The sequence below is a fragment of the Paraburkholderia diazotrophica genome (assembly GCF_900108945.1).
GTDB lineage: Bacteria > Pseudomonadota > Gammaproteobacteria > Burkholderiales > Burkholderiaceae > Paraburkholderia > Paraburkholderia diazotrophica.
Genome location: NZ_FNYE01000016.1, coordinates 39,751 through 65,979, shown reverse-complemented (window position 1 = coordinate 65,979; position 26,229 = coordinate 39,751). Strand labels below are relative to the sequence as shown.

Annotated in this window: 24 protein-coding genes, 1 tRNA gene and 1 pseudogene; 13 read left to right on the top strand and 13 right to left on the bottom strand. The window is 62.9% G+C overall.

What is annotated here, in order from left to right:
• Positions 1–3: 3 nt before the first annotated feature.
• The 6 genes and pseudogenes from prmA (at position 4) to BMW76_RS20730 (ending at position 5,131) form a co-directional block, all read left to right on the top strand.
• Complete coding sequence (gene prmA / locus BMW76_RS20750) at positions 4–906, top strand: 50S ribosomal protein L11 methyltransferase (protein WP_090868450.1); 903 nt, start codon at positions 4–6, stop codon at positions 904–906.
• Positions 907–965: 59 nt separating this feature from the next.
• A pseudogene (locus BMW76_RS42465) lies at positions 966–1,113 on the top strand (zinc-ribbon domain-containing protein); the annotation flags it as partial.
• A gap of 23 nt (positions 1,114–1,136) precedes the next feature.
• Positions 1,137–2,918, top strand: coding sequence for a DUF3426 domain-containing protein (locus BMW76_RS20745; protein ID WP_245763295.1), 1,782 nt, complete (start codon positions 1,137–1,139; stop codon positions 2,916–2,918).
• Positions 2,919–3,013: 95 nt separating this feature from the next.
• Positions 3,014–3,514 (top strand): thiol peroxidase, encoded by a 501-nt coding sequence (gene tpx, locus BMW76_RS20740; RefSeq protein ID WP_090868446.1) that lies wholly within the window; start codon positions 3,014–3,016, stop codon positions 3,512–3,514.
• 113 nt (positions 3,515–3,627) lie between these two features.
• On the top strand, positions 3,628–4,572 hold the full coding sequence (locus BMW76_RS20735) for a carbohydrate kinase family protein (protein WP_090868444.1): 945 nt from the start codon (positions 3,628–3,630) through the stop codon (positions 4,570–4,572).
• 70 nt (positions 4,573–4,642) lie between these two features.
• On the top strand, positions 4,643–5,131 hold the full coding sequence (locus tag BMW76_RS20730; RefSeq protein WP_090868442.1) for an outer membrane lipoprotein: 489 nt from the start codon (positions 4,643–4,645) through the stop codon (positions 5,129–5,131).
• A 331-nt stretch (positions 5,132–5,462) separates the two neighbouring features.
• Here the strand turns inward: BMW76_RS20730 and BMW76_RS20725 are convergent, their stop codons facing one another.
• From BMW76_RS20725 to BMW76_RS20690, 7 genes are all read right to left on the bottom strand, one after another.
• Positions 5,463–6,071 (bottom strand): histone H1-like DNA-binding protein, encoded by a 609-nt coding sequence (locus BMW76_RS20725; protein WP_090868440.1) that lies wholly within the window; start codon positions 6,069–6,071, stop codon positions 5,463–5,465.
• Between the two features lie 29 nt (positions 6,072–6,100).
• Positions 6,101–6,427 (bottom strand): hypothetical protein, encoded by a 327-nt coding sequence (locus BMW76_RS20720; RefSeq protein WP_090868439.1) that lies wholly within the window; start codon positions 6,425–6,427, stop codon positions 6,101–6,103.
• A 79-nt stretch (positions 6,428–6,506) separates the two neighbouring features.
• Complete coding sequence (locus BMW76_RS20715; RefSeq protein WP_090868600.1) at positions 6,507–7,730, bottom strand: ribonucleotide-diphosphate reductase subunit beta; 1,224 nt, start codon at positions 7,728–7,730, stop codon at positions 6,507–6,509.
• A 718-nt stretch (positions 7,731–8,448) separates the two neighbouring features.
• Positions 8,449–11,466, bottom strand: a complete 3,018-nt coding sequence (locus BMW76_RS20705; RefSeq protein ID WP_090868435.1) for a ribonucleoside-diphosphate reductase subunit alpha — start codon at positions 11,464–11,466, stop codon at positions 8,449–8,451.
• A 490-nt stretch (positions 11,467–11,956) separates the two neighbouring features.
• Positions 11,957–12,577, bottom strand: coding sequence for a 1,6-anhydro-N-acetylmuramyl-L-alanine amidase AmpD (gene ampD / locus BMW76_RS20700; RefSeq protein ID WP_090868433.1), 621 nt, complete (start codon positions 12,575–12,577; stop codon positions 11,957–11,959).
• Entirely contained in the window at positions 12,574–12,897 is a 324-nt protein-coding gene (locus BMW76_RS20695; RefSeq protein WP_090868431.1) for a PP0621 family protein, read from the bottom strand. Before BMW76_RS20695 ends, ampD begins: the two co-directional genes overlap by 4 nt.
• A gap of 5 nt (positions 12,898–12,902) precedes the next feature.
• Complete coding sequence (locus BMW76_RS20690; protein ID WP_090868429.1) at positions 12,903–13,850, bottom strand: cytochrome C assembly family protein; 948 nt, start codon at positions 13,848–13,850, stop codon at positions 12,903–12,905.
• Positions 13,851–13,959: 109 nt separating this feature from the next.
• On the opposite strand from BMW76_RS20690, the gene ffh reads away from it, so the two are divergent.
• Complete coding sequence (ffh, locus tag BMW76_RS20685; RefSeq protein ID WP_090868427.1) at positions 13,960–15,327, top strand: signal recognition particle protein; 1,368 nt, start codon at positions 13,960–13,962, stop codon at positions 15,325–15,327.
• 151 nt (positions 15,328–15,478) lie between these two features.
• Positions 15,479–16,030, top strand: coding sequence for a hypoxanthine-guanine phosphoribosyltransferase (locus BMW76_RS20680; protein ID WP_090868425.1), 552 nt, complete (start codon positions 15,479–15,481; stop codon positions 16,028–16,030).
• A 79-nt stretch (positions 16,031–16,109) separates the two neighbouring features.
• Here the strand turns inward: BMW76_RS20680 and BMW76_RS20675 are convergent, their stop codons facing one another.
• Positions 16,110–16,709, bottom strand: coding sequence for a MarC family protein (locus BMW76_RS20675; protein ID WP_090868423.1), 600 nt, complete (start codon positions 16,707–16,709; stop codon positions 16,110–16,112).
• 12 nt (positions 16,710–16,721) lie between these two features.
• On the bottom strand, positions 16,722–18,470 hold the full coding sequence (locus tag BMW76_RS20670) for a proline--tRNA ligase (RefSeq protein ID WP_090868421.1): 1,749 nt from the start codon (positions 18,468–18,470) through the stop codon (positions 16,722–16,724).
• 267 nt (positions 18,471–18,737) lie between these two features.
• Here BMW76_RS20670 and BMW76_RS20665 point away from each other — a divergent pair, with 267 nt between their 5' ends.
• A complete protein-coding gene (locus tag BMW76_RS20665) occupies positions 18,738–19,433 on the top strand; it encodes an RNA pyrophosphohydrolase (protein ID WP_090868420.1) in 696 nt (231 codons plus the stop codon).
• 88 nt (positions 19,434–19,521) lie between these two features.
• Positions 19,522–20,097 (top strand): CNP1-like family protein, encoded by a 576-nt coding sequence (locus BMW76_RS20660; RefSeq protein WP_090868598.1) that lies wholly within the window; start codon positions 19,522–19,524, stop codon positions 20,095–20,097.
• Positions 20,098–20,218: 121 nt separating this feature from the next.
• On the opposite strand, the gene proB is transcribed toward BMW76_RS20660, so the two are convergent.
• The 4 genes from proB to rplU all read right to left on the bottom strand — a co-directional run bounded on the left by proB (position 20,219) and on the right by rplU (position 23,356).
• A complete protein-coding gene (proB, locus tag BMW76_RS20655; RefSeq protein ID WP_090868418.1) occupies positions 20,219–21,337 on the bottom strand; it encodes a glutamate 5-kinase in 1,119 nt (372 codons plus the stop codon).
• A gap of 72 nt (positions 21,338–21,409) precedes the next feature.
• Positions 21,410–22,522 carry an Obg family GTPase CgtA gene (gene cgtA / locus BMW76_RS20650; RefSeq protein WP_090868416.1) on the bottom strand — a complete coding sequence of 371 codons (1,113 nt, stop codon included), beginning with the start codon at positions 22,520–22,522 and terminating at the stop codon, positions 21,410–21,412.
• Between the two features lie 237 nt (positions 22,523–22,759).
• A complete protein-coding gene (gene rpmA, locus BMW76_RS20645) occupies positions 22,760–23,020 on the bottom strand; it encodes a 50S ribosomal protein L27 (protein WP_090868414.1) in 261 nt (86 codons plus the stop codon).
• Between the two features lie 24 nt (positions 23,021–23,044).
• The gene (gene rplU / locus BMW76_RS20640) at positions 23,045–23,356 is read right to left on the bottom strand and encodes a 50S ribosomal protein L21 (RefSeq protein ID WP_006025184.1); all 312 of its coding nucleotides are present in this window, start codon (positions 23,354–23,356) and stop codon (positions 23,045–23,047) included.
• A gap of 229 nt (positions 23,357–23,585) precedes the next feature.
• On the opposite strand from rplU, the gene BMW76_RS20635 reads away from it, so the two are divergent.
• The 3 genes from BMW76_RS20635 to BMW76_RS20625 all read left to right on the top strand — a co-directional run bounded on the left by BMW76_RS20635 (position 23,586) and on the right by BMW76_RS20625 (position 26,164).
• Complete coding sequence (locus BMW76_RS20635; protein WP_090868412.1) at positions 23,586–24,578, top strand: polyprenyl synthetase family protein; 993 nt, start codon at positions 23,586–23,588, stop codon at positions 24,576–24,578.
• Positions 24,579–24,621: 43 nt separating this feature from the next.
• Positions 24,622–24,698: transfer RNA gene (locus BMW76_RS20630), tRNA-Pro, on the top strand.
• Positions 24,699–24,856: 158 nt separating this feature from the next.
• A complete protein-coding gene (locus BMW76_RS20625; RefSeq protein ID WP_090868409.1) occupies positions 24,857–26,164 on the top strand; it encodes an HlyC/CorC family transporter in 1,308 nt (435 codons plus the stop codon).
• Positions 26,165–26,229: the final 65 nt, after the last annotated feature.

The window sequence follows — 26,229 nt, the reverse complement described above, 5'->3', positions numbered from 1 at the left end:
GCAATGACCTACCGGGAACTGATCGTCGAACTCGCGCGCGAACACGCGGAAGCGCTGTCGGATGCGCTGCTCGAACTGGGCGCGCTGTCGGTATCCGTCGAAGACGCGGACGCCGACACGCCCGACGAGCAGCCGCTATTCGGCGAGCCCGGTCTCACGCCGGAGCGCACCGCGTGGACACATTCGCGCGTGATCGCGCTGCTCGCGCCCGAACACGAGCCGGCGGTGCTGCTCGCGGCCGCCGCGAACGAGCTCGGTCTCGCCGATACGCCGTCGTTCAGCGTGCGCGAAGTCGAGGAACAGGACTGGGTGCGTCTCACGCAATCGCAGTTCGATCCGATTCCGATCGGCGAGCGCATCTGGGTCGTGCCGTCGTGGCACGCCGCACCCGATCCCGATGCGCTCGTGCTCGAACTCGATCCAGGCCTCGCGTTCGGCACGGGAAGCCATCCGACGACGCGTCTGTGTATGGAATGGCTCGAGCAATCGGTGAAGAAAGGCGACTCGGTGCTCGACTATGGCTGCGGCTCGGGCATTCTCGCGATTCTCGCGAAGAAATGCGGCGCGGACCCGGTGATCGGCATCGACATCGATCCTCAGGCGGTCGAGTCGGCGCGCCACAACAGCGAGCGCAATCACGCCGACGTCACATACGGCTTGCCCGACGATTGCCCCGCGGGCGAGTTCGATATCGTCGTGGCGAATATTCTGTCGAACCCGCTGAAACTGATGGCGTCGATGCTGTCGTCGAAGGTGAAGCCGGGCGGACGCATTGCGCTGTCGGGCATTCTCGCGCGCCAGGCTGAAGAGGTCGCGCACATCTATCGGCAATGGATCGACATCGACGTATGGCGTGAACACGAGGGCTGGGTCTGCCTTGCAGGTACTCGCCGCGAAAGCCATTAGAATAAGGCATATCTGTCTGCTTCCGGCCCCTTAACGGCTAACCGGTCAATCGGCTCAATATGCTTCTAGCGACACGCTGTCCCTTCTGTAAAACAGCCTTCAAGCTCCAGCCGGAGCAGCTCACGCTGCGCCGCGGCCTCGTTCGTTGTGGCCATTGCCACGAAGTGTTCGACGCATCGAACAATCTCTTTGATGTAACCAACGGCACGAGCGTCGATAAGGCAAAGCGCGTGTCGATCGACGATGTCACCGCTTACACGCTCGATAAGCTCGCGAATGGCGGTCAAGCGCCTGCACGCGAAGGAGCCGCTCCTGCTGCCGAACCCGCTGCGCGTGCCGATACCGATGCGCATCGCGTCGAGCAGCCGGCTAAAGATGCCGGCATGCACGCCGCGGAATCCGCTTCGCCGCACGTCGCCGAAGCCACGATAGAACCCACCACTGCGCATCCCGCAGAAACCATCGGCGAGCATGCTGCAAAGCCGCTCGCGAGCGACGAGGCAGCACGGCACGAAAAAGCGCCGGCCGGTCACGCCGCGGCGCAAGTACACGTCGCTGAAGCGCCCCTCGAAGCCAAAGATACGACGCCGGAGCACGGGGCAGCGTCCGCCGGCTCGCCCGACTTCCGCGCGGAAGCATGGAACCCGTGGGCACCCGCGCCCGACGCGTCGGTCGACGGACGCATTCGCCACAACGCATCGACGATTCCGCTCAAGCCCGTCACGATTCCGAGTTCTGCTCAGCCGCCTCTGACACTCGAACTGACCGACTCGAAGTCGCCGAGCACAGAAAAGGCGACCGCGCGCAAACGGGTCGAGCCGCGCGTCGAAGCGCCGGCCGCGCCGACTGCTGAAGTGCGAGCCGAGCCGAAGGTCGAACCGTCCGTCGCCGCGCAAGCTCAGCCGACGACAGAACCGTCGACCGCCACGCAAGCTCAGCCGAAGGTAGAACCGTCAGCCGCCACGCAAGCTCAGCCGGAGGTCGAACCGTCTACCGCCACGCAAGCTCAACCGAAGGTCGAACCATCAGCCGCCACGCAAGCTCAGCCGAAGGTCGCGCAATCTGCTGAACCACCTGCTGCGCCGAAGACAGAGCCGACTTTCGAAGCCTCGCCCGAGCGCGTGCTCGAACAGGAAATTGCCGAGCCGCCGCCGCATACGTGGCGAGCAGCGGAGCCCGCGCGCGAATCGGCGCACGCACCCAATGCCGAAACAGCGGGCGAAGCGAAGGCCGAAGCCGATGCATCGTTGCACGAGCCATTGCACGAGCCGCTGCACGAAACCTTGCACGAAGGGCTGTATGAGCCACTTCGCGACAAGCGGCACAAACCCTTCTTCGACCCCGATGACAGCGCGGCCGCGCCGGCCGCCGACGATCGTCGGGATCGCGAGCCCCACTTCGGCTCGCCTGCGGAAGAGCAGGATTACGAACCGCGTTTCGGCGGAGGCGCGCGCCAGCCGTTCGCCGCCGCGCCAGACGATGACGACAATGCGTTCGCCGTCCGGCGTGAGCCGCTCGGACAAGACTCGCGCCGCGTCGTATGGCAGGCCGTCGGCGGAGTCGCGATCGCCGTGCTGGCCGTCTTGCTGCTCGCGCAGCTCGCATGGTGGCAACGCGAATCGGTGATGGTCGCGTGGCCCGGTTCGCAGTCGCTCTTCGTGAAGGCTTGCGCGAACCTCGGATGCAAGGTCGGACCGCCGCGCGATATCGATGGCCTGCTGGTCGAGCCGTCCGATCTGCGCCAGATCGACGGACCGCACAAGCTCGAACTGCGGATGCCGCTGCGCAACCGCTTCGACATCGCGCTCGCCTATCCCGCCGTCGAACTGACGCTGCTCGACGAGAACAACAACGTCGCCGTGCGGCGCGTGCTGTGGCCGCAAGACTACGTGAAGCCCGGCACGCCGATTGCGGCGGGCCTGCCCGCCCGCACGACGCAGACGATGATCGTGCGCCTCGACACCGGCAATACCGTCGCCTCGAATTTCCGCGTGCAGATCTTCTATCCGTAACGGGTATCTCTGCGGCGCGAGCTGGTTACACCCGCGCGTCCGGCACGAACCGGACGCGCATCCCGTCAATCCCTGACGAATCTTCGGAGCACAACATGAGTCAAGTCACGCTGGGTGGCAACCCGATCGAAGTCGCTGGCACGTTCCCGTCCGTCGGCCAGAAGGCGCCCGCCTTCACGCTCGTCGGCAAGGATCTGAAGCCGCTCTCGCTCACCGACTTCGCCGGCAAGCGCAAGGTACTGAACATCGTCCCGAGTCTCGACACGCCGACCTGCGCAACCTCGACGCGCAAGTTCAACGAAGCAGCCGCCAAGCTGAACAACACGGCCGTGATCGTCGTGTCGGGCGACCTGCCGTTCGCCGCTTCGCGCTTCTGCACGACGGAAGGAATCGAAAACGTCGTGACGGCCTCGACGTTCCGCGGCCACGAGTTCGCGCAAGCGTATGGCGTCGACGTGACGAGCGGCCCGCTGACGGGCCTGACGGCGCGCGCCGTCGTCGTTCTCGATGAAAACGACAAGGTCGTGCACGCCGAGCTCGTCGGCGAAATCAAGAACGAACCGAACTACGACGCAGCGCTCGCCGCGCTGAAGTAAGCTCCACGCTTGCGTCGATACAGCGCCGCTCCCGTATCGCCCGGGCGCGGCGCTGTCACATCGTCGCGCCACTTTTCCCTCCGACACCGATACTTCTTACAGGAACGCTCGCCTTGGCTACGCTGATTTGCGGCTCGCTTGCCTACGACAACATCATGACCTTCGAAGGGCGCTTTCGGGAGCACATCCTGCCGGAACAGGTCCACATCCTGAACGTGAGCTTCCTCGTGCCGACGATGCGTCGCGAATTCGGCGGCTGCGCGGGCAATATCGCGTACTCGCTGCATCTGCTCGGTGGCGACGCGCGCATCATGGCGACGCTCGGCGCCGTCGACGCGCAGCTGTACATCGATCGCCTCGACACGCTCGGCCTCTCGAAAGAGCACGTGCGCGTGCTGCCCGACACCTACTCGGCGCAGGCAATGATCACGACCGACCTCGAGAACAATCAGATCACCGCGTTCCACCCGGGCGCGATGATGCAGTCTCACCTGAACCGTGCCGACCAGCCGGGCATGAAGCTCGGCATCGTCGCACCGGACGGCTTCGACGGCATGATCCAGCACTCCGAACAGTTCGCGGCGGCGGGCGTTCCGTTCATCTTCGATCCGGGCCAGGGGCTGCCGCTGTTCGACGGCGCGTCGCTGCGCCGCATGATTGAACTTGCCACCTACGTGGCAGTCAATGACTACGAAGCCGCGCTCGTGAGCAACAAGACGGGCTGGTCGATCGAAGAGATCGCAAGCCGTGTCGATGCGCTGATCGTGACGCGCGGCGAGCACGGCGCGCAGATTCACCATTCGGGCGGCATCGAAGAGATTCCGGCCGTCAAGGCAAAGCAGGTGCTGGACCCCACGGGTTGCGGCGATGCCTTCCGGGGCGGCCTGCTGCACGGCATCGAGAAGGGTCTTGGCTGGACAACCACGGGCCGTCTCGCAAGCCTGATGGGCGCGCTCAAGATCGAACATCAAGGGCCGCAAAACTATGCGCCTTCGCGCGCGGAGATCAACGACCGGTTCAAGCAGGCATTCGGGTACGCACTGCCCGAAGGCGCGTGATGCGCATACGCCGCGCCTGATCGGTCGCGTTTGAGGGCTTGAGGATGCGAGCCCGTTTGGAGTCAAGGGAATGAAAACAACAAATCGTACTGTGGGCCGCCTGGTATTGGGCGCAGTGATCGTCAGTTCGCTCGCCGTGACAGGCTGCGCGTACAACAGCAGTTCCGCCGACGTCTACACGTCATCGCAGGCGCAACGTGAAGAGACCGTACGCATGGGAACCGTCGACAGCGTGCGCGCCGTTAAGATCAGCTCGAACAACGGTCAGCCGAGCGGTATCGGCGCGGTGGGCGGCGGTGCGCTGGGCGCGGTGGCGGGCAGCGCGATCGGCGGCGGCCGTGGCTCGATTCTGACGGGCATCGTCGGCGGGTTGGCGGGCGCCGTGGCAGGCAACACGATCGAGAACAGCACGGCGATGCGCGACGGCGTCGAGATCACGGTGCGCCTCGACAACGGCGACATGCGCGCGATCACGCAAAGTGCAACAGGCGAAATTTTCAGCGCGGGCGAGCGCGTGCGTCTGCTGTCGAGCGGCGGCGTGACCCGCGTGACCCACTGACGCGTTTCCCGCAGACGCAATCCATTTCCCTGCCGTCGGCGCGCTCTCGCGCGGTGACGGCAACCTCACACGCATGTGCTCCCCTGTGCATGCGTTTTTTTTGCCTCGGTTTGCGCATCGCCGCATGAGTTGCGAGCAGCGCATCCTTCGACCGACATTGCCTGTACGCGAGCGCGTCGCATCGCCGCCGGTGCGAAGCGCACGACGAGTCCGGACGGGCACCAGACGAAAAAATCCCGCCGCCAGTTGCCCGGCGGCGGGATCGGGTTGATTGAGTAGCCCTACTCAATCGCCGGACGCACGCTGGATGCGTCCGTTGCGGCATCAGCTCTTACGGACGGCTGCCCGTCGGAAACGGCCATGCTGCAGCCGGATTCAACGCGGTCTTGACCGTAGCAGCCGGCGCCGTCGAAGCAGCGGGCGCAGCGGGAGCAGGTGCTGCCTTCTTCGCAACAGCCTTTTTCGCAGGAGCAGCCTTCTTCGCAGGAGCAGCGGCCTTTTTCGCGGCAGCCTTCTTGGCAGGCGCAGCCTTTTTGGCGGCAGCCTTTTTAGCAGGCGCCTTCTTCGCAGCGGCCTTCTTCGCCGGTGCTGCCTTCTTTGCAGCAACCTTCTTCACGGCGACTTTCTTTGCTGCGACCTTCTTCGCTGCGACCTTCTTTGCAGCCGCCTTCTTCGCCGGTGCTGCCTTCTTTGCAGCAACCTTCTTCACGGCGACTTTCTTCGCTGCAACCTTCTTCGCTGCGACCTTCTTTGCAGCCGCCTTCTTCGCCGGTGCTGCCTTCTTCGCAGCAACCTTCTTCACGGCGACTTTCTTCGCTGCAACCTTCTTCACAGCGGCCTTCTTCGCCGGTGCTGCCTTCTTGGCGGGAGCCGCCTTCTTCGCGACGACCTTCTTTGCTGCAGCCTTCTTGGCTGCCGGCTTCTTCTTGGCGAGTGCCATCATTTTCTCCTTCAGGTTTCAGATGAGAGTCAGTTCAAACTACACCCTTCGTCAAAACCCGCTTCCCGCGGACGCTTCTCACGGCGGCCACTGCGAAGCGGGCTATTCATCGGCGTACGCAGCTCCAGCGCGCTTACGCTAATGAATACGGTAAGGCGCGCCGTGCCATCGGGCACAGCGCGCCAAGTCCAGTCGGCATCGGATGTCGATGCCGGCAATCGTTTGATCGAGCCGCTCGCTTTCGCGCGGACGGCTTTTTCCGGGGGGAAGTTTGCCCATCCCACTGAAGGGTTCGCAAAGTGCCTGTAATCTTTATGGGTCGCGGCATTCCGCGGCGCACCGGGCACGCTCTGCATCAGGCGGTCATGCTCCTCATCAAACTTGCCGCGGCACAGCCGGCGGCAACCCCATCAAATACATACGCGACGCGTTGGGTTACTCCCAGGACAGCGCGCCGCCGGTCTGATATTCGATAACCCGAGTCTCGAAGAAATTGCGTTCCTTCTTCAGGTCGATCATCTCGCTCATCCACGGGAACGGGTTTTCCTCGTTCGGGAACAGCGCATCGATGCCGATCTGCTGGCAACGGCGGTTGCAGATAAAGCGCAGATAGCTCTTGAACATCGACGCATTGAGGCCGAGCACCCCGCGCGGCATCGTGTCTTCTGCGTAGCGATATTCGAGGTCGACCGCATGCCTGAAGATCTCGCGGATCTCCGCGCGGAACTCCGGCGTCCACAGATGCGGGTTTTCGAGTTTGATCTGGTTGATCAGGTCGATGCCGAAATTGCAGTGCATCGACTCGTCGCGCAGGATGTATTGGTACTGTTCCGCCGCGCCCGTCATTTTGTTCTGGCGGCCGAGCGCCAGGATCTGGGTAAAGCCGACGTAGAAGAACAGCCCTTCCATCACGCACGCGAACACGATCAGCGACTTGAGCAGCTTCTGGTCTGCTTCGAGCGTGCCCGTCTTGAAGGCCGGGTCGGTCAGCGTGTGGATGAACGGAATCAGGAATTCGTCTTTGTCGCGGATCGATGTAACTTCGTGATACGCGTTGAAGATTTCACCTTCATCGAGACCGAGCGACTCGACGATGTACTGGTAGGCGTGCGTGTGGATCGCCTCTTCGAATGCCTGGCGCAGCAGGAACTGGCGGCATTCGGGCGCCGTGATGTGACGATACGTGCCGAGGACGATGTTATTCGCCGCGAGCGAGTCGGCCGTCACGAAGAAGCCGAGGTTGCGCTTGACGATGCGGCGCTCGTCTTCCGTCAGCCCGTTCGGGTCTTTCCAGAGCGCGATGTCGCGGGACATGTTGATTTCCTGCGGCATCCAGTGGTTCGCGCAGCCGGAGAGGTACTTCTCCCACGCCCACTTGTACTTGAACGGCACCAGCTGATTGACGTCGGTCTGACCGTTGATGATGCGCTTGTCGGCGACATTCACGCGAGCTTCGGGAGCGACGGCCGGCGCATTCGTTTGTGCCGGCGGAGCAATCGCGATGTCGTTCGCGAAGACTTGTTGAGCCGAGGGAGCTTGATGAGCGGAACGCGTTTGAACTTGCGAACCGACGGCCGTCCCCTCAGCGTTGCGCAACACGTTCGGTTGCGTCGCACTCGAGGGAGTTACGGCAGTGATCTCGTCATCCCAGTTGAGCATAAATGTCACCATCAATTTAGATCGGTTTGTACCATCTTTTCACGAGCGTTAAAAGGGTCCGCTCATGAAAAATCCTGTTTTCGAATCGCGTTGCGACCTTCATACAACACTTTGTTCGTGAGTCTGTGAAGGTCACTCGATACGAGTCGATCGAAACGTGTGTCGATGTAGCGCGATGCACGATCGAAAGAGCGTTGCTTCAGCGATGCGTGTGCGTTGCTTCGGCTTCGAAACGATTGCGTTCTTCATCACGTGGCGATGTTCTCTCGAAGCATGTCGGGCAGGTGATGCATCGCCTGCTTGTCCGCTGCTTCGCGTGCTGCATTCAGCTTGTGGCTTCGTGTTTCCTCGCAGCCATCAACTGACGTGTAGCACGTGATGTTCCTCGTTGCTTCGCCTGACTGACTGCCCCGGCACATCGCCGGGCAAACTGCGCGATGAATCGCCTGATCGAAGTGCTGCACGAGCGTCGACTCTCGCGCGTCATGCTCGCTCGAAGCGCATAGGCTTCTGCTTGCGCGGGCGCGTGATCGGAGACTTGCGCCGGGTCCTGCTCGACCTCTTACGTGTGAGCGGCTTCGACTTCGCTTCGCAATGAGCGGCGCGTCCTGCCTGCGCCGCCCATCTCTTTTTGTGCGCCGCCGGCGAGGACCGGCGGCGGGTTACGGCTTGCTGCCGCTTGCTGCTGACGGCAGTACTGCCTGCTGACTGCGCGTGCTTACTGGCAGGCTTCGCACTCTTCGAAGCCAGGGTCGCCCGGACGCATCATGCAGACGGGACCATCGGCTTCGGGTGCTGCTTCGCTTGCCGCTGCGGCCACTGCCGTCGCTGCCATCGCTGCCGCAGCCGATGCCTGGAAGCCGCCCGTCACGCCCGACGAACCCGCACCGCCGCCGATACCGAAGCCACCCGCCGCGCCGCCCTCGCCACCATCACCCGACGGCACTGCATTCAGCGCGCCGTGCGCGACCGTCGACTTCTCGACGTGCGTCGCCGCCATCGTGCGGAGGTAGTACGTCGTCTTCAGGCCGCGCAGCCATGCGAGCTTGTAGACCTCGTCGAGCTTCTTGCCCGACGCACCCGCCATGTAGATGTTCAGCGACTGCGCCTGGTCGATCCACTTCTGACGGCGCGACGCCGCTTCGACCAGCCACGTTGCATCGACTTCGAACGCGGTGGCGTAGATCGCGCGCAGGTCGGCCGGCACGCGGTCGATGCGCGACAGCGAGCCGTCGAAGTACTTCAGGTCGGCGACCATCACTTCGTCCCACAGGCCGCGCGCCTTCAGGTCACGTACGAGGTAGTCGTTCACCACCGTGAATTCGCCCGACAGGTTCGACTTCACGTACAGGTTCTGGAATGTCGGCTCGATACATGCAGACACGCCGATGATGTTCGAGATCGTCGCCGTCGGCGCGATTGCGACGCAGTTCGAGTTACGCATGCCGTGCGTGGCGATGCGCGAACGCAGCGACGCCCAGTCCATCGATTCGCTCGAGTCCACTTCGACGTAGCCGCCGCGTGCGTCGGCGAGCAGCTTCAGCGTGTCCTGCGGGAGGATGCCGCGATCCCACAGCGAGCCGCGATAGGTCGAGTAGCGACCGCGCTCTTCCGCCAGTTCCGTCGACGCCCAGTACGCGTAGTAGCAGACGGCTTCCATCGAGCGGTCGGCAAACTCGACGGCCTCCTGCGATGCGTACGGCGTGCGCAGCACGTGCAGGCAGTCCTGGAAGCCCATGATGCCCATGCCGACGGGGCGATGCTTGAGGTTCGAGTTACGCGCCTTGGCGACCGCGTAGTAGTTGATGTCGATGACGTTGTCGAGCATGCGCATCGCGACGCTGATCGTGCGCTTGAGCTTGTCGTGGTCGAGCGCGAGCGTGCCGTCGGCCTGCTCCTTCAGGTGCGCGACGAGGTTCACCGAGCCCAGGTTGCAGACGGCGATTTCGGTGTCGCTCGTGTTCAGCGTGATTTCCGTGCACAGGTTCGACGAGTGGACGACGCCGACGTGCTGTTGCGGCGAGCGCACATTGCACGGGTCCTTGAACGTGATCCACGGATGACCCGTTTCGAACAGCATGCCGAGCATCTTGCGCCACAACTGCGCCGCCGGAATCTTCTTGAACAGCTTGATCTCACCGCGCGCGACCTTGTCTTCATAAGCCGTGTAAGCGGTTTCGAACTCCGCGCCGAACTTGTCGTGCAGGTCCGGGCAGGTGGACGGCGAGAACAGCGTCCAGTCGCCGCCTTCGAGCACGCGCTTCATGAACAGGTCGGGAATCCAGTTCGCCGTGTTCATGTCGTGCGTGCGGCGACGGTCATCACCCGTGTTCTTGCGCAGCTCGAGGAATTCTTCGATGTCGAGGTGCCACGATTCCAGGTACGCGCACACCGCGCCCTTGCGCTTGCCGCCCTGGTTCACCGCGACGGCCGTATCGTTGACGACCTTCAGGAACGGCACGACGCCTTGCGACTTGCCGTTGGTGCCCTTGATGTGCGAGCCGAGCGCGCGCACGCGCGTCCAGTCGTTGCCGAGACCGCCGGCGAACTTCGACAGCAGCGCGTTTTCCTTCAGCGCTTCGTAGATGCCGTCGAGGTCGTCGTCGACCGTCGTCAGATAGCACGACGACAGCTGCGAGCGGCGCGTGCCCGAGTTGAACAGCGTCGGCGTCGACGACATGAAGTCGAAGCTCGACAGCACGTTGTAGAACTCGATCGCGCGCGCTTCGCGGTCGATCTCGTTCAGCGAGAGGCCCATCGCGACACGCATAAAGAATGCCTGGGGCATTTCGATGCGCGTGCCGTCGACGTGCAGGAAGTATCGGTCATACAGCGTCTGCAGGCCGAGGTAGCCGAACTGCAGGTCGCGGTCCGCGTCGAGCGCGGCGCCGAGACGCTTCAGGTCGAACTGCAGCAGCTTGTCGTCGAGCAATTCGGCTTGCACGCCGCGCTTGATGAAGAGCGGGAAGTACTCGGCATAGCGGCCGGCCATTTCGGCTTGCGTGACTTCCTCTTCCAGGATCTCGCGGCGGATCGTGTGCAGCAGGATGCGAGACGTGACCTGGCTGTACGCCGGGTCCTTCTCGATCATCGTGCGCGCAGCGAGGATGGCCGAGTCGTAGACCTGGCTCATCGGCACGCCGTCGTACAGGTTCTTCACCGTCTCGGCGACGATCGGCTCCGCGTTCACTGCATCGCCCAGGTTCGCACACGCCGATTCGATCAGGCCGCGCAGCGCCGGCAGGTCGAGCGGACGCGTGATGCCGTTGTCGGTCACGTTCAGACCCGGCGCGCCCGCGGGTGCCTCCGCCTCATGACCGCGCTCCTGGCTGCGCTTCTCGCGATACAGCACGTAGGCGCGCGCGACGTTGTGCTCGCCCGTGCGCATCAGCGCGAGTTCGACCTGATCCTGAATGTCTTCGATATGGAACGTGCCGCCGTTCGGACGGCTGCGCACGAGCGCGCGCACGACGTTCTGCGTGAGCTGCTCGACCAGCTCGCGAACGCGCGCCGACGCCGCGCCCTGACCACCGTTGACGGCCAGAAACGCCTTCGTCACCGCGATGGCGATCTTCGACGGCTCGAACGACACCACGCTGCCGTTGCGACGGATCACCTTGTAGTCGGCATAGCCCGTCTGCGGCGCGAGCGCCTGGGCGCCCTGTGCGAGCCCTTCGACGGGGCGGCCAGTGGGTGCGCCCTCGAACCGGGTCGTCACGTTGTCGGTCGTTTGCATGTGCAAAGCTCCTGGTCTTGGAATGGTGCGGAGTGATCCGCGGTTAGTACAAACGCTGCGCCACCCCGGACGCATGCGATGGGGCAAAAGAAAAGAGGTAGCGGGGACCGTAAAACAGAGTGGCCGGATGCGACAGATCCGTCGGGACGTACGTCTTCATCATGTGTGTCGCGATCACTGACTGCGCCCTTTTCTTCGTAGCTGCGGGCGCGCCGGCTCTCTCAACCGACCGCGCCGCATCAAGTTTTTTCAATGCCGGGAATGCTGACGGCGCCATGCTCCTGGAGCGGGGCGCCGCCTGATCAACACAAGATATAGTGCATCGACTGCATTACGGCACGAAGTATAGTGTACTGAACGGCTATCGCAAATTGTTTTATTTGGTCAGACGGTATTGACTTTTGGGTAGCCCGCGCCGGATGAAGGCGACGGCGGGACACAGCGATCTCGCGCTGTCGGTGCGGCATCGTACGAACGCGAAGTGACGTGCTTACGACGTTATCGGCGCGCGCGACGACGGATGCAGATAGGGGAAGTACGGATCGGCGAGTGCCGTATCGCGTTGCAAACGCGGCCAGTCGAAATGCGGACCGGGATCGGTCTTGCGGCCGGGCGCGACGTCGGCGTGACCGGCGAGCGCGTCGATCGCATAGTGCGCGGCGAGCGCCCGCACGAGCGGCGCGAGCGTCTCGTATTGGGCCGCTTCGAACGGCGTCGTGTCGCTGCCTTCGAGCTCGATGCCGATCGAGAAGTCGTTGCAGCGTTCGCGGCCGAAGAAGTTCGACGCGCCCGCATGCCACGCGCGCTCGTCGCACGATACGTACTGCTCCAGCCTGCCGTCGCGACGGATCACGAAATGCGCGGACACGCGCACGTCGCGCAGATGCGCGTCGTAGTACGGATGCGCGTCGCAGTCGAGCCTGTTGAGGAAGAGATCGGTGATGCCCGTGCCGCCGAATTCATTCGGCGGCAGGCTGATGTTGTGAACGACGATCAGCGTGGGACGCGCGCCGTTCGGGCGCGCCTCGAAATTCGGCGACGGCAGCTTGTGCGCTTCGTTGACCCAGCCGTTTGCATCGACGGTGAAACGCGCGGCAGTGCCTGCCGTCATCGCGCGTTGCGGCCCGCAGGACGCGCGGCGGCGTAGCGCTTCGCGTGATCGTGCGAGCAGAACGTCTGCCCTTCGACCATGACGGAATCGCTCTTAGGCGCGTGCACGCCGCATTCGACGCAGCGGATCATCGGCTCGGCGAGCTGGCCCGCGGCCTTGCCGCTCGCGTAACCATGGCTGCGCGCGCCCGCGTGCGCATCGGCACCCGCGTGATCGCCCGCGCCCGTGCGCGCCGTGCGCGACGCATCGGCGCGGCGCAGCGCCTTCACCAGCCACTGGCCGACGATGAACAACAGGATGAGCAGAAAAATTTGTCGCATGACACTCAGACCACAGGACGGTGCAACAGCACCTCAAAGACAAAGCGGCTGCCGACATATGCGAGCAGCAACGCGACGAACGACGCGAGCACCCAGCGCAACGCCGCGCGCCCACGCCAGCCGGACACTTTGCGCGCCGTCAGCAACGCGCCGAACATGAGCCACGAGAGAATCGCGAATACGGTCTTGTGATCGAGCTGCAACGCGCGGTCGGCGAGCTGTTCGTTGAACAGGATGCCGGAGAGCAGCGTCAGCGTCAGCAGCACGAAACCCGCGCCGATCAGACGGAACAGCAGCGTCTCCAGCGTGAGCAGCGGCGGCAGCGTATCGAGCCAGCTCGACAGCCAGCCGTTCGCGGCTGCGGCGCCTTGCCGCGCGAGTGTGCCGCCGCGCATCGCGTGCAGCCGTCGCTCGACGAGCAGCATCAGCACCGCGTGCAGCGCCGCGATCACGAAGAGACCATACGCGACGTTCGCGATCAGGAAGTGCAGCTTGAAGAGCGGATCGGCCGCGTACGACAGCACGTGCACGCCGCTGAACAGCAGCGGCAGCAAAGACGCGACGCACGCAAGCGGCAACACGAGCAGGCGCAAACCGTCGAGCGGAAAGAAGAAACTCTCGATCCAATAGATGCCCGCGCCAAGCCAGAACATCGCGGAGAGCGCGAACGCGAAACCGAACACCATCGCGTCGTGCGGGAAGATCGTCGTGTGCAGCAGCACGCCGTGTGCGAGCAGCGCGACGAGCAGCACGACGCGCGTGGTCATCGACATGCCCACCGACGCTTCGGATGACAGCCCTCGCCCGCCGCCCGCCGGCAACGGCGCCGCGGACGAAACGGGCGACACGCTTTCGAGCATGGGCCGCTCGGCCGCCTGACGGTGCGCGCGCCAGCCCGCGACGGCGAGACCGCCGTACAGGAGCGCAGTGAGGGCATACAGTACAATATCCATATTGGAAGTTTACACTAGGCCCCTTCTCCATGACGTTTGCGACGCTGCGCTAGCGGCGCCGGCCGCTCTGGCGCGGTGACGGAACGGGCCGCACTGCTCATCGCTCCCCATGCTCGACAATCTCACTCAACGGATGGCGCGCGTCGTCAAGACGCTGCGCGGCGAAGCCCGGCTCACCGAGGCCAACACCCAGGAGATGCTGCGCGAAGTGCGCCTCGCGCTCCTCGAAGCGGACGTGGCGCTGCCCGTCGTGCGCGACTTCATCGCGAAGGTGAAGGAAAAGGCGCTCGGCGAGGAAGTGATCGCCAGCCTGTCGCCGGGTCAGGCGCTCGTCGGCGTCGTGCAGCGCGAGCTGACGGCCGTGATCGGCGGCGACTACGAAGGCAAGGCCGCCGAGCTGGATCTCGCCGTCACGCCACCTGCGATCATTTTGATGGCGGGTCTGCAGGGCGCGGGTAAGACGACCACCGTCGGCAAGCTCGCCAAACTTCTACGCGAGAAATACAGGAAGAAAGTGCTGACGGTGTCGTGCGACGTGTATCGCCCCGCCGCTATCGCTCAGCTGAAGACCGTGACCGAGCAGGTCGGCGCCGATTTCTTCCCGTCGCAACCCGACCAGAAGCCTGTCGATATCGCGCGCGCCGCTGTCGACTGGGCGAAGCGTCACTATCACGATGTGCTGCTCGTCGACACGGCCGGCCGTCTCGGTATCGACGAAGCGATGATGAACGAGATCACAGCGCTGCATAAGGCGCTCGATCCGGCGGAAACGCTCTTTGTCGTCGATGCGATGCTCGGCCAGGACGCCGTGAACACCGCGAAGGCGTTCAACGACGCGCTGCCGCTCACGGGCGTCGTGCTGACGAAGCTCGACGGCGATTCGCGCGGCGGCGCGGCGCTGTCGGTGCGTCACGTGACGGGTAAGCCGATCAAGTTCGTCGGTGTCGCGGAAAAGCTCGACGGCCTCGAAGTTTTCTATCCGGACCGGATGGCGAACCGGATTCTCGGCATGGGCGACATTCTCGCGCTCGTCGAGGAAGCGCAGCGCGGCGTCGACGTGCAGGCGGCGCAGAAGCTCGCCGACAAGGTCAAGAAAGGCGGCGACTTCGATCTGAACGATTTCCGCGCGCAGCTTTCGCAGATGAAGAAGATGGGCGGCCTGTCGTCGCTGATGGACAAGCTGCCCGCGCAGTTCCAGCAGGCCGCGTCGAATGCCGACATGGGCCAGGCCGAAAAGCAGATGCGCCGCATGGAAGGCATCATCAACTCGATGACGCCCGCCGAGCGCGCGAAGCCCGAACTGATCAAGGCAACGCGCAAGCGCCGCATCGCGGCAGGCGCGGGCGTGCAGGTGCAGGAAGTCAATCGTCTCTTGAACCAGTACGACCAGATGCGCACGATGATGAAGAAGCTGAAGGGCGGCAACCTGCAGAAGATGATGCGCGGCATGAAGGGCATGATGCCGGGCATGCGTTGATCCTTCCCGGCCGCGCGCGCTCCTTGGCGAACGCGAGCGCGGCGGCCATCCCGAACCGGTGCGTATGCCGAATGAAGGCGCGGGTATATGCTGTAGCGCACCGGGTCGTTGTCTCTCACACTATGTATACAGTTACCGCCCGCCAGACGTCATGAATCGCGAAGAAGCTCTCCACATTTTCAGCCACTCCGAAGAAATCGTTTCGGCCAGCGACGTCAACGCCTCCATCGGCCGCATGGCGGACGCCATCCGCGTCGAAATGGCCGAAGACTTTCCTCTCGTGCTGTCGGTGATGGGTGGCGCGGCGGTGTTCACGGGCATGTTGCTGCCGCACCTGGATTTTCCGCTCGAGTTCGACTACATCCACCTCACCCGCTATCGCAACGCGATCAAGGGCAGCGCGGAAATGCAATGGCGCGTTGCGCCCGCCGAGTCGGTGAAGGACCGCGTCGTGCTGGTGCTCGACGACATCCTCGACGAAGGCGAAACGATGGCCGCGATCCGCGACCGCATCATGGCGATGGGCGCGAAGCGCTTCATGAGCGCGGTGCTGTGCGAGAAGATCATCCCGAAGGCGAAGCCGCTGCGCCCGGATTTTTGCGGCTTCGAAGTGCCGGACCGTTATGTGTTCGGTTGCGGAATGGATGCGAAGGGATACTGGCGCAACCTGCCCACTATTCGCGCATTGACGGAAGGCGCGTAACGCGTTTCCGCTGATGCTGATGCCCAAACAAAAAGGCGACCTCGTGGGTCGCCTTTTTTATTGCTTCATTGATTCGGCTTCAAAGCTGATGCACGAAGGAGCGAATGCCGCCCAGCATCATTTCGACTGAAATCGCGACCAGCACGAGACCCATCAACCGCTCGAACGCCGTCACCGTGCGCTCACCGAGCCACTGCTGGATACGTTCGGCCAGCACCAGCACGATTGCGCAGACGATCATCGTCACCGTCAGCGCCGCCACCCATTCGGCCATCTTGCTCGGCGCCTGAGACGTCAGCAGCATCACTGTCGCGAGTGCCGACGGACCTGCGAGCGCCGGAATCGCGAGCGGCACGATCAGCGGCTCGGCGGCGCGCGAATCGGCGCCGAACGGGCCATCGGGATGCGGGAAGATCATCCGCAGCGCGATCAGGAACAGCACGATCCCGCCGCCGATACGCAACGACAGATCGGTCAGGCTCATCATCCGCAGAAAGCGGTCGCCGACGAGCATGAAGACCAGCAGGATCACGAACGCAATCGCGACTTCGCGCAGAATCACGCGGATGCGCCGGTGAGGCGCAACACCCCGCAAGCAGTTGATGAAGAGCGGGATGTTGCCGAGTGGATCAGTGATGAGAATGAGCAGAACGGTGGCAGACAGGAAGTTGTACTCCACTGTCCGCTCCCGTCAGTGCGCGAGTGCGGCTTTGATCTTCTCGCTCACGAACTGCGCTGCGCCATCGACGGGCAGCAGCGTGGCTTCGACATCGCGGCGACCCTGGTACTCGATCTTGCCGTCCTTCAGGCCACGGTCGCCGATCACGAGACGATGCGGCACGCCGATCAGTTCCCAGTCCGCGAACATCACACCCGGACGCTCGCCGCGATCGTCGAGGATCACGTCGATGCCGGCTGCGACGAGTTCCGCGTACAGCTTGTCGGCGTGTTCGCGCACGGCGTCGCTGCGGTCATAGCCCATCGGACACAGCACGACTTCGAACGGCGCGATCGATTCCGGCCAGATGATGCCCTTGTCGTCGAAGTTCTGTTCGATCGCGGCGCCGAGAATACGCGTGATGCCGATGCCGTAGCAACCCATCTGCATCGATTGCGGCTTGCCCGACTCGTCCAGATACTTCGCGTTCATCGCATCCGAATACTTGGTGCCGAGCTGGAACACGTGTCCGACCTCGATGCCGCGGCAGATCTCGATGACGCCCTGGCCATCCGGCGACGGGTCGCCCTTCTTCACGTTGCGGATATCCGCGACGACAGGCTCCGGCAGATCGCGGCCCCAGTTGACGCCCGTCGTGTGGAAATCCACTTCGTTCGTGCCGACGACGAAATCGCTCATGTTCGCGACCGTGCGGTCCGCGATCACCTTGACCGGCTTCTTCGTGTTGAGCGGCCCGAGGTAACCCGGCGGCGTGCCGAACCATTCGACGATTTCCTCTTCCGTCGCAAAGCGATACTCGGCGAGACCCGGCAGCTTGTTCGTCTTAATCTCGTTCAGATCGTGATCGCCGCGCAGCATCAGCAGCCAGATGTTCGGCTCGGCGCCTTCGTTTTCCGTCTTGTTGTCGGTAGCGAGAACGATCGACTTGATCGTGCGTTCGAGCGGAATGTCCAGGTACTCGGCCACGGCTTCGCACTTTGCCTTGCCCGGGGTCGGCGTCTTCTTCAGCTCTTCCTTCGGCGCTGCGCGTTCGGCGATCAGCGGCAACGCTTCGGCCGCTTCGACGTTCGCAGCGAAGTCCGAGGTCGGGCAATACGCGATGTCGTCTTCGCCCGTCTCCGCGATCACGTGGAACTCGTGCGAACCGCTGCCGCCGATCGAACCGTTGTCCGCCGCGACCGCGCGGAAATCGAGTCCGAGGCGCGTGAAGATGCGCACGTACGCTTCGTACATCTTGCGATACGTCTCTTTCAGGCCGTCGAGGTCCTTATCGAACGAGTACGCGTCCTTCATGATGAACTCGCGGCCGCGCATCACGCCGAAGCGCGGGCGGATCTCGTCGCGGAACTTCGTCTGGATCTGATAGAAGTTCACGGGCATCTGCCGGTAGCTCTTGATCTGGTTGCGCGCGATATCCGTGACCACCTCTTCGTGCGTCGGTCCCATCACGAAGTCGCTCTCCTTGCGGTCCTTGAAGCGCAGCAGTTCGGGGCCGTATTTTTCCCAGCGGCCGGATTCCTGCCACAGCTCCGCCGGCTGCACGGCCGGCATCAGCAGTTCGAGCGCGCCTGCCCGATTCATTTCTTCGCGCACGATCGCTTCCACCTTGCGGATCGAACGCAGACCGATTGGCAGGTAGTTGTAAATGCCGCCAGCGACGCGACGGATCATCCCTGCGCGAACCATGAGCTTGTGACTGACGATTTCCGCGTCAGAAGGCGCTTCCTTCAGGGTGCCGATAAAGAAACGGGAGGCTTTCATTCAGAATTTTCCAAAAGCGGCGGACCAAAAGGGCCGCCCGAAGAGGTAAGACGATGGGTTCGCGCGCCTGAGCGCGGGCCACACCAACACACGCCGAATAGCAATTGTCGCATGCGCCGGCTTTTGCCCGACGGCGCTGGGAAGCGGCTCTCGCGGCAGCGGGCGCGGCCTGTTACGTCCAATCGCGCCGATCTGGTGCGAAGCGGTGCGTCGGACCCGTTATCTGTTTATAATCAAAGCAATTTTAAAGGATTCGAAGGTGGTTGTATGCTGGATCGTGAAGGCTTTCGCCCGAACGTCGGCATCATCCTCTTGAACGCTCGCAACGAGGTGTTTTGGGGCAAACGGCTCCGTGAACATTCCTGGCAGTTTCCGCAAGGGGGCATCAAATACGGTGAAACCCCCGTGCAAGCGATGTATCGGGAGTTACACGAAGAAACCGGCCTGCTTCCGGAGCACGTCAAGGTTATCGGTCGCACGCGCGACTGGTTGCGTTACGAGGTGCCGGACAAGTTCATCAAGCGCGAGGTTCGCGGTCACTACCGCGGCCAGAAGCAGATCTGGTTCCTGCTCCGGATGATTGGACGCGATTGCGACATCTGTTTGCGCGCGACCGATCACCCGGAGTTCGATGCCTGGCGCTGGAACGAGTACTGGGTGCCGCTCGACTGTGTGATCGAGTTCAAGCGGGATGTGTATCAGCTGGCGTTAACAGAGTTGTCCCGCTTCCTGCGGCGGCCTCAGCCGCGCACGGAACGGCCCGGCGGACATCATCACGGCCAACGCTATCCACGGATGGCCTCGTCGGTGAATACGCCTCCCGGAGCGTCGATGGCGTCCGCGTCATCCGTGACCACGGTCACGACGACGATCGTCGTCGAAACGTCGCTGCGTGCGACAATCGGGTCGGACTGTTCGTCGTCGGAAGACCCGGTCGTTCCGGTGCCGGGGCTGCGCGACTGACTCTGTGCGGCTATCCATGCCGCATCTGCCGACGCAGCGTGCCGTTGTGGGGTACGACACGCTGCGCCGGCGTTTCGAGGAAACCATATTGAAAGTATCTGCTTTCGCCGTGGCGTGCGTCGCCACTGGCGTTCTTCTGGCTGGCTGTTCGAGCACCAAGAGTTCCAACTCCAACGCGTCCGACGGACCGAAGAGCGACTTTCAGTACCTGCTCGACCGGCCTTCGACCTGGACCGAAAAGAAGGTCGATACGCTCCCGCCCATGCCGCAGCCCGGCAATCTGCTGCCGTTCACCGTTTCGCAGAACACGACGCTCCAGTTCGCGCTCGATGCCAAATCGCTGACCGTCGATAACGACGGCGTCGTTCGCTACACGGTGGTGATCACGAGCCCGAGCGGCGCGCGCAACGTCAACTACGAGGGTATCCGCTGCCAGGACTACTCATGGAAGCTGTACGCGGGCCTCAACGCAGACCACGACGGCTGGGACCGCACGGTCGAAAACGACTGGACGCGTATCGAAAACGGCGATCTGAACGCGTACCACGCGTCGCTCTATCAGGACTACTTCTGCTCGAGCAAGATGCCAACGGGCAAGGCGGATGCGATCCTGACCAACCTCAGATACAAGCGCGCGAACAGCACACTGATTCGCGGCAACTGATCCGCGTTCGATCCGCGTGCGGAAAGCGCGGAATCTCGATGACGACGCAACGAAAAAAGCCGTCCCGTCTTGCGATGGGGCGGCTTTTTGTTTTCTGGGGGGACGGGTACGTGACTGACAGCTAGACGAGCACCAGATTGTCGCGGTGGATCAATTCCGGCTCGAGCATATAGCCCAGCACCGTTTCGATCTCACCGCTCGGACGACGCTGGATCAGCTTCGTCTCCGCGCTGCTGTAGTTCGTCAGTCCGCGCGCGACCTCGCGTCCCGATGCGTTCAGACACGCGATCACCTCGCCGCGCGCAAACGCGCCCTGCACGCCGACGATGCCGATCGGCAGCAGGCTCTTGCCGCCTTCTGTGAGCTTTTCGACCGCGCCGTCGTCGATTACGACGTGCCCGCGCACCTGCAAGTGATCGGCCATCCACTGCTTGCGTGCCGCCATGCGCGCGGTACGCGCGATGAGTTGCGTGCCGATCGCCTCGCCCGCTGCGAGCCGAGCGAGCACATCCGCCTCGCGGCCGCTTGCGATCACCGTGTTCGCGCCGCTATGCGCCGCGCGTTTTGCCGCGAGAATCTTCGTCAGCATGCCGCCGCGCCCAATGCTCGACCCGGCACCGCCCGCCATCGCCTCCAGCTCCGGCGTGCCTGCGTCGGCCTGCTGGACAAGGGTCGCGCTCGGATCCTTGCGCGGATCGGCGGTGAACAAGCCTTGCTGGTCGGTGAGGATGATCAGTGCGTCGCCTTCGATCAGGTTCGCGACCAGCGCGCCGAGCGTATCGTTGTCGCCGAACTTGATTTCGTCGGTGACGACCGTGTCGTTCTCGTTGATGATCGGCACGACGCCAAGACGCAGCAGCGTCAGCAGCGTCGAGCGCGCATTCAGATAGCGTTCGCGATCTGCCATATCGGCATGCGTCAAAAGGATCTGGGCGGTCCGGATCGAATGCTCGGCGAAGCGGCTTTCGTAGACCTGAGCGAGCCCCATCTGCCCGACGGCGGCGGCCGCCTGCAACTCGTCGATTTCGCGCGGGCGCTTCGTCCAGCCAAGGCGCTGCATGCCCTCGGCGATCGCGCCGGAACTGACAAGCACGACTTCCTTGCCCTGTTCGCGCAGCGCGGCAATCTGAGCGGCCCAGCGACCGATTGCTGCGTGATCGAGCCCGCGCCCATCGTTCGTGACAAGGCTCGACCCGACTTTCACCACCAATCGCCTGGAATCTGCGATAACGGAACGCATTGTGCGCGGTCTCCAAGATGATTCGTAAGGCCGGCGCGTGCTGGGAGTGCGCCGGCATCCAGGGTACGGCTGTTACTCCTGCGGCTCGGCCGATGCCCCCGTGCTGCCCGCCTGCTGGTCGCGGAAACGCACGTCGGCGGCGAGATCCTCCGCTTCGGCTGCACGGTGCGCATCGGAGTGCTCGGCGAGGTAGTCGTAGACCGCGTAGCAAAGATTCTCGCAGCCCTGGCCCGTCAGCGCCGAAATCTCGAAAACGGGACCGTCCCATTCGAAGTCTTTGATAAAGCGGGCGACGCGCGCCTCCCGCTCTTCTTCCGCGACCATGTCGAGCTTGTTCAGCACGAGCCAGCGCGGCTTGCCGTATAACTCCTCGTCGTACTTGCGCAGTTCGTTGACGATCGCCTTTGCTTCCGCGACGGGATCGACGGTTTCGTCGAACGGCGCGAGATCGACGATATGCAGCAGCAGGCCCGTGCGCTGCAAGTGCCGCAAAAACTGGTGGCCCAAGCCCGCGCCTTCCGCCGCGCCTTCGATCAGACCGGGAATGTCGGCGATCACGAAGCTGCGGCTCGGCCCGACGCGAACGACGCCGAGATTCGGCGCGAGCGTCGTGAACGGATAATCGGCAATTTTGGGCTTCGCGTTCGACACCGATGAAATGAACGTCGACTTGCCCGCGTTCGGCATGCCCAGCAAGCCCACGTCCGCGAGCACCTTCAGTTCCAGACGCAGCATGCGGCGCTCGCCCGGCTTGCCGTCCGTCTTCTGACGCGGCGCGCGGTTCGTGCTCGACTTGAAGTGCAGATTGCCGAGGCCGCCCGCGCCGCCCTGCGCGACCAGCACGGTCTGGTTGTGCTCGGTGAGGTCGGCGATCACTTCGCCCGTGTCCATGTCCGCGATGATCGTGCCGACGGGCATGCGCAGCGTGATGTCGTCGCCGCCCTTGCCGTAGCAGTCCGACCCGCGGCCGTTCTCGCCGTTGCGCGCCTGATGCTTTTTCGCGTAGCGGTAGTCGATCAGCGTGTTGATGTTGCGGTCTGCGACTGCATAGACGCTGCCGCCCCGGCCGCCATCGCCGCCGTCCGGACCGCCGAACGGGACGAATTTCTCGCGGCGCATCGACGCGCTGCCATCTCCTCCGTCGCCGGCGATGACTTCGATCCTCGCTTCGTCAATGAACTTCATGCGTTACTCCGTCCCGTGTGTATTGCTATTTTGCCGCGCGTTGCGCGCATGCACCATTGGCCGTTCGGCCAGATTGAACTTGATTCTTGTCTGTTCGCGACAATGGAATGCCGCGACGATACGGGCCCGCAAACGAAAACTCTCAAAGGAGACCCGCCAACGAAATCCGCAAACAAAAAGGCCCCGCAAACTTCGCGGGGCCTTTTTCCGGTCCTGAAGCCCGTGCCTGAATTAATCTCAGACAGCCGGGACGACGTTGACCATGTGCTTCTTGTCGGCGCCCTTCGTCGTGAACTTGACGTGGCCGTCGACCAGCGCGAACAGCGTGTGATCCTTGCCGATGCCGACGTTTTCACCAGCGTGCATGCGCGTACCGCGCTGACGCACGATGATGCCGCCAGCCAGGATCGCCTGACCGCCGAAAACCTTCACGCCGAGGCGCTTCGACTCGGAGTCGCGGCCGTTCCGGGAAGAGCCGCCTGCCTTTTTGTGTGCCATGTGATTACTCCTTGCCCGATGCGCTTACGCGTTGATCGCGTCGATGCGCAGTTCGGTGTAGTTCTGGCGGTGGCCGCCATGCTTTTGGTAGTGCTTCCGGCGACGCATCTTGAAGATGGTCACTTTGGCGTGACGACCGTGCGACACAACGGTAGCCTTGACGGAAGCCCCACTGACCAGCGGCGTACCGAATTTAATCGATTCGCCTTCGCCCACTGCGAGAACCTGGTCGAGCGTGATTTCAGCGTCAATGTCTGCCGGTATCTGTTCTACTTTAAGTTTTTCGCCGACAGCAACCTTATACTGCTTGCCGCCGGTTTTTATGACCGCGTACATTGAAAACCTCACTCTGGATTCATTTTTCCCGACGCACCACGCGCGGAAACTCTCGATTATACATAGAGTTAGCTACGCGGTCAAAAGTAGTTGACAACGGCCGTACGAGGCCGTCGTACGCGCGACAAACGTGACATACCAATGCCAAAACGGCCACGATGGTAGGGTGTACGGCGCTGAATTAGCGCAGTTCGCCTTATAATTCGCGGCACTACCCGAATTCGTCACCATGTCGTCAACCGCCACTCCTACCCCTAACGCAGCCAATCTGCTCGCTCCGATCGTCGAAGACATGCAGCAGGTGAATCGCGTCATCCGGCACCGTCTGGCGTCCGAGGTGATGCTGATCAACCAGATCTCCGAGTACATCATCAGTGCCGGAGGCAAGCGCCTGCGCCCCGCGCTGCTCCTGCTCGTGGCGCGCGCGCTCGGTGACAGGACGGGGCATCGGCACGAACTGGCGGCCGTCGTCGAGTTCATTCACACGGCAACGCTGCTGCACGACGACGTCGTCGACGAGTCCGATCTGCGCCGCGGACGTCAGACGGCAAATGCACTATTCGGCAACGCGGCGAGCGTGCTGGTCGGCGACTTTCTGTATTCACGCTCGTTTCAGATGATGGTCGGCGTGGGCAAGATGCGCGTGATGGAGATTCTTTCGGAAGCGACCAACATCATTTCCGAAGGCGAAGTGCTGCAACTGCTGAATATGCACGACGCCGACGTCGACGAAGCGCGCTACATGCAGGTCATCCGTTACAAGACGGCCAAGCTGTTCGAAGCGGCCGCCCAGCTGGGCGCCGTGCTGTCGGGCGTGGACGCAACCACGGAAGCCGCCGCCGCCGAGTTCGGCCGCCGTATCGGCACGGCGTTCCAGATCATGGACGACTGGCTCGACTACACGGGCACGCCCGAGTCGATGGGCAAGAACGCCGGCGACGATCTGCGCGAAGGCAAGCCGACGCTTCCGCTCATCTATCTGATCGAGCGTGGCACGCCGGAGCAGGCCGCACTCGCGCGCGAGGCAATCGAGCAAGGCGGCACCGATCGCTTCGACGAGATTTTCGACGCGATCACGCGCTCGGGCGCGCTCGATCACACGCTCGAATGCGCGAAGCAGGAAGCGCAAGCGGCGGCGGCGGCAATTTCTTCGTTTCCCAGTTCCATTTACAAAGAAAGCCTGCTAGAATTATGTTCTTACTCGACGACGAGACAGTCTTAAACGAGACTGAAGCGTCGGATTAGTCTGAGTCGAGTTACCAAATCGGGGTGTAGCTTAGCCTGGTAGAGCGCTACGTTCGGGACGTAGAGGCCGGAGGTTCGAATCCTCTCACCCCGACCAGATTTTGAAAAAACCGCGCATTGCGCGGTTTTTTTTCGTCCGTCGCTTTGCTAATCACCTGAGTGGACAGCAAGCCGACTTGGCCATCCGGCCGATGAGAGCCGTCCGGCCCCTCTGCTATATTCTCCCCATCCCTCCCCTTCTCTTATTCACGTCGCGTGGAACAACTTCCCTTATGGGCGCAAATAGGCGCCGTCGTCCTGCTTCTCATCTGCTCAAGCTTCTTCTCCATTACCGAGACAGCGATGATGGCGATCAATCGTCATCGTCTGAAGCACCTTGCCGGCAAGGGCGCGCTCGGCGCGAAAACCACGCAAGGCCTGCTCGCGCGCACCGATGAGCTGCTGAGCGCCGTGCTGATCGGCAACAACCTGTTCAACACGATCATCCCGGTACTCACCACGTCGATCGCGTTGCACACGTTCGGCAGCAACAGCGTCGTGCTGTCGATTGCGACGGGTATCGTCGCGTTTCTCATCATCGTGTTCGCCGAAATCACGCCGAAGATCGTCGGCGCAACGTTCCCGGAAAAAATCGCACTGCCGGCCAGCCTGCTGATCGCGCCGCTGATGCGCGTGTCCAAGCCGCTGATCTGGTTCGTCAACCTGTTCGCCAACAGCATCCTGCGCGTGCTGCACATCAACACGAAAAGCGCGCACGAACAGCGGCTGTCGACGGAGGAACTGCGCACCATCGTGCTCGAGTCCGGCAGCTTCATGCCGACCAAGCACCGCAGCATTCTTCTGAACCTGTTCGACCTCGAAAACATCACCGTCGACGACGTGATGATTCCCCGCCGCCGCATCGAGGCGCTCGATTTCGACGCGCCATTCGAGCAGATCCTGCATCAGCTCGAAACGTGCTATCACAACAAGCTGATCGTCTATCAGGGCGACTTCGACCGCGTGCTCGGCGTGCTTCATGTGCGCAAGACGCTCTCCGCGTTGCACAACCAGGAACTGGAGCGCGACACGCTGCGCGAACTGCTCGCCGAGCCGTACTTCGTGCCGACGGGCACGCCCGTCTTTCAGCAGCTCCAGTATTTCCAGGAAAGCCGTCATCGGATTGCGCTCGTCGTCGACGAATACGGCGAACTGCAGGGGCTCGTGACGCCCGAGGACATCATCGAGGAACTGATTGGCGAATTCACGACGTCGGTGCCGCGCAGCGCGAGTTCGCGCGGCGGCTGGAACGAAGACGGCGAGTGCATCGTCGCGGGCAGCATGCCCCTTCGCGAACTCAACCGCTGGCTGCAATTGCGCCTGCCGACTGACGGCCCGAAAACCCTTAACGGACTGATCCTGGAAATTCTCGAAGAGATTCCGGAAGGCGACGTCTGCGTGAAGATCGCGGACATCAAACTTGAAGTGATGCGCAGCGATGACCAGGCGATCAGAACAGTTAAGATCTTTCGCCCCGGTCCTCCGCCGGGGTCGAAGATCAAGCGGCTCGTGAGCCGCGGATAGCGCACTGGCCATTCGGCCGAATAGCGGCCAGGTGCACGATCCCCGATGATGAAGCCGTCATGTTC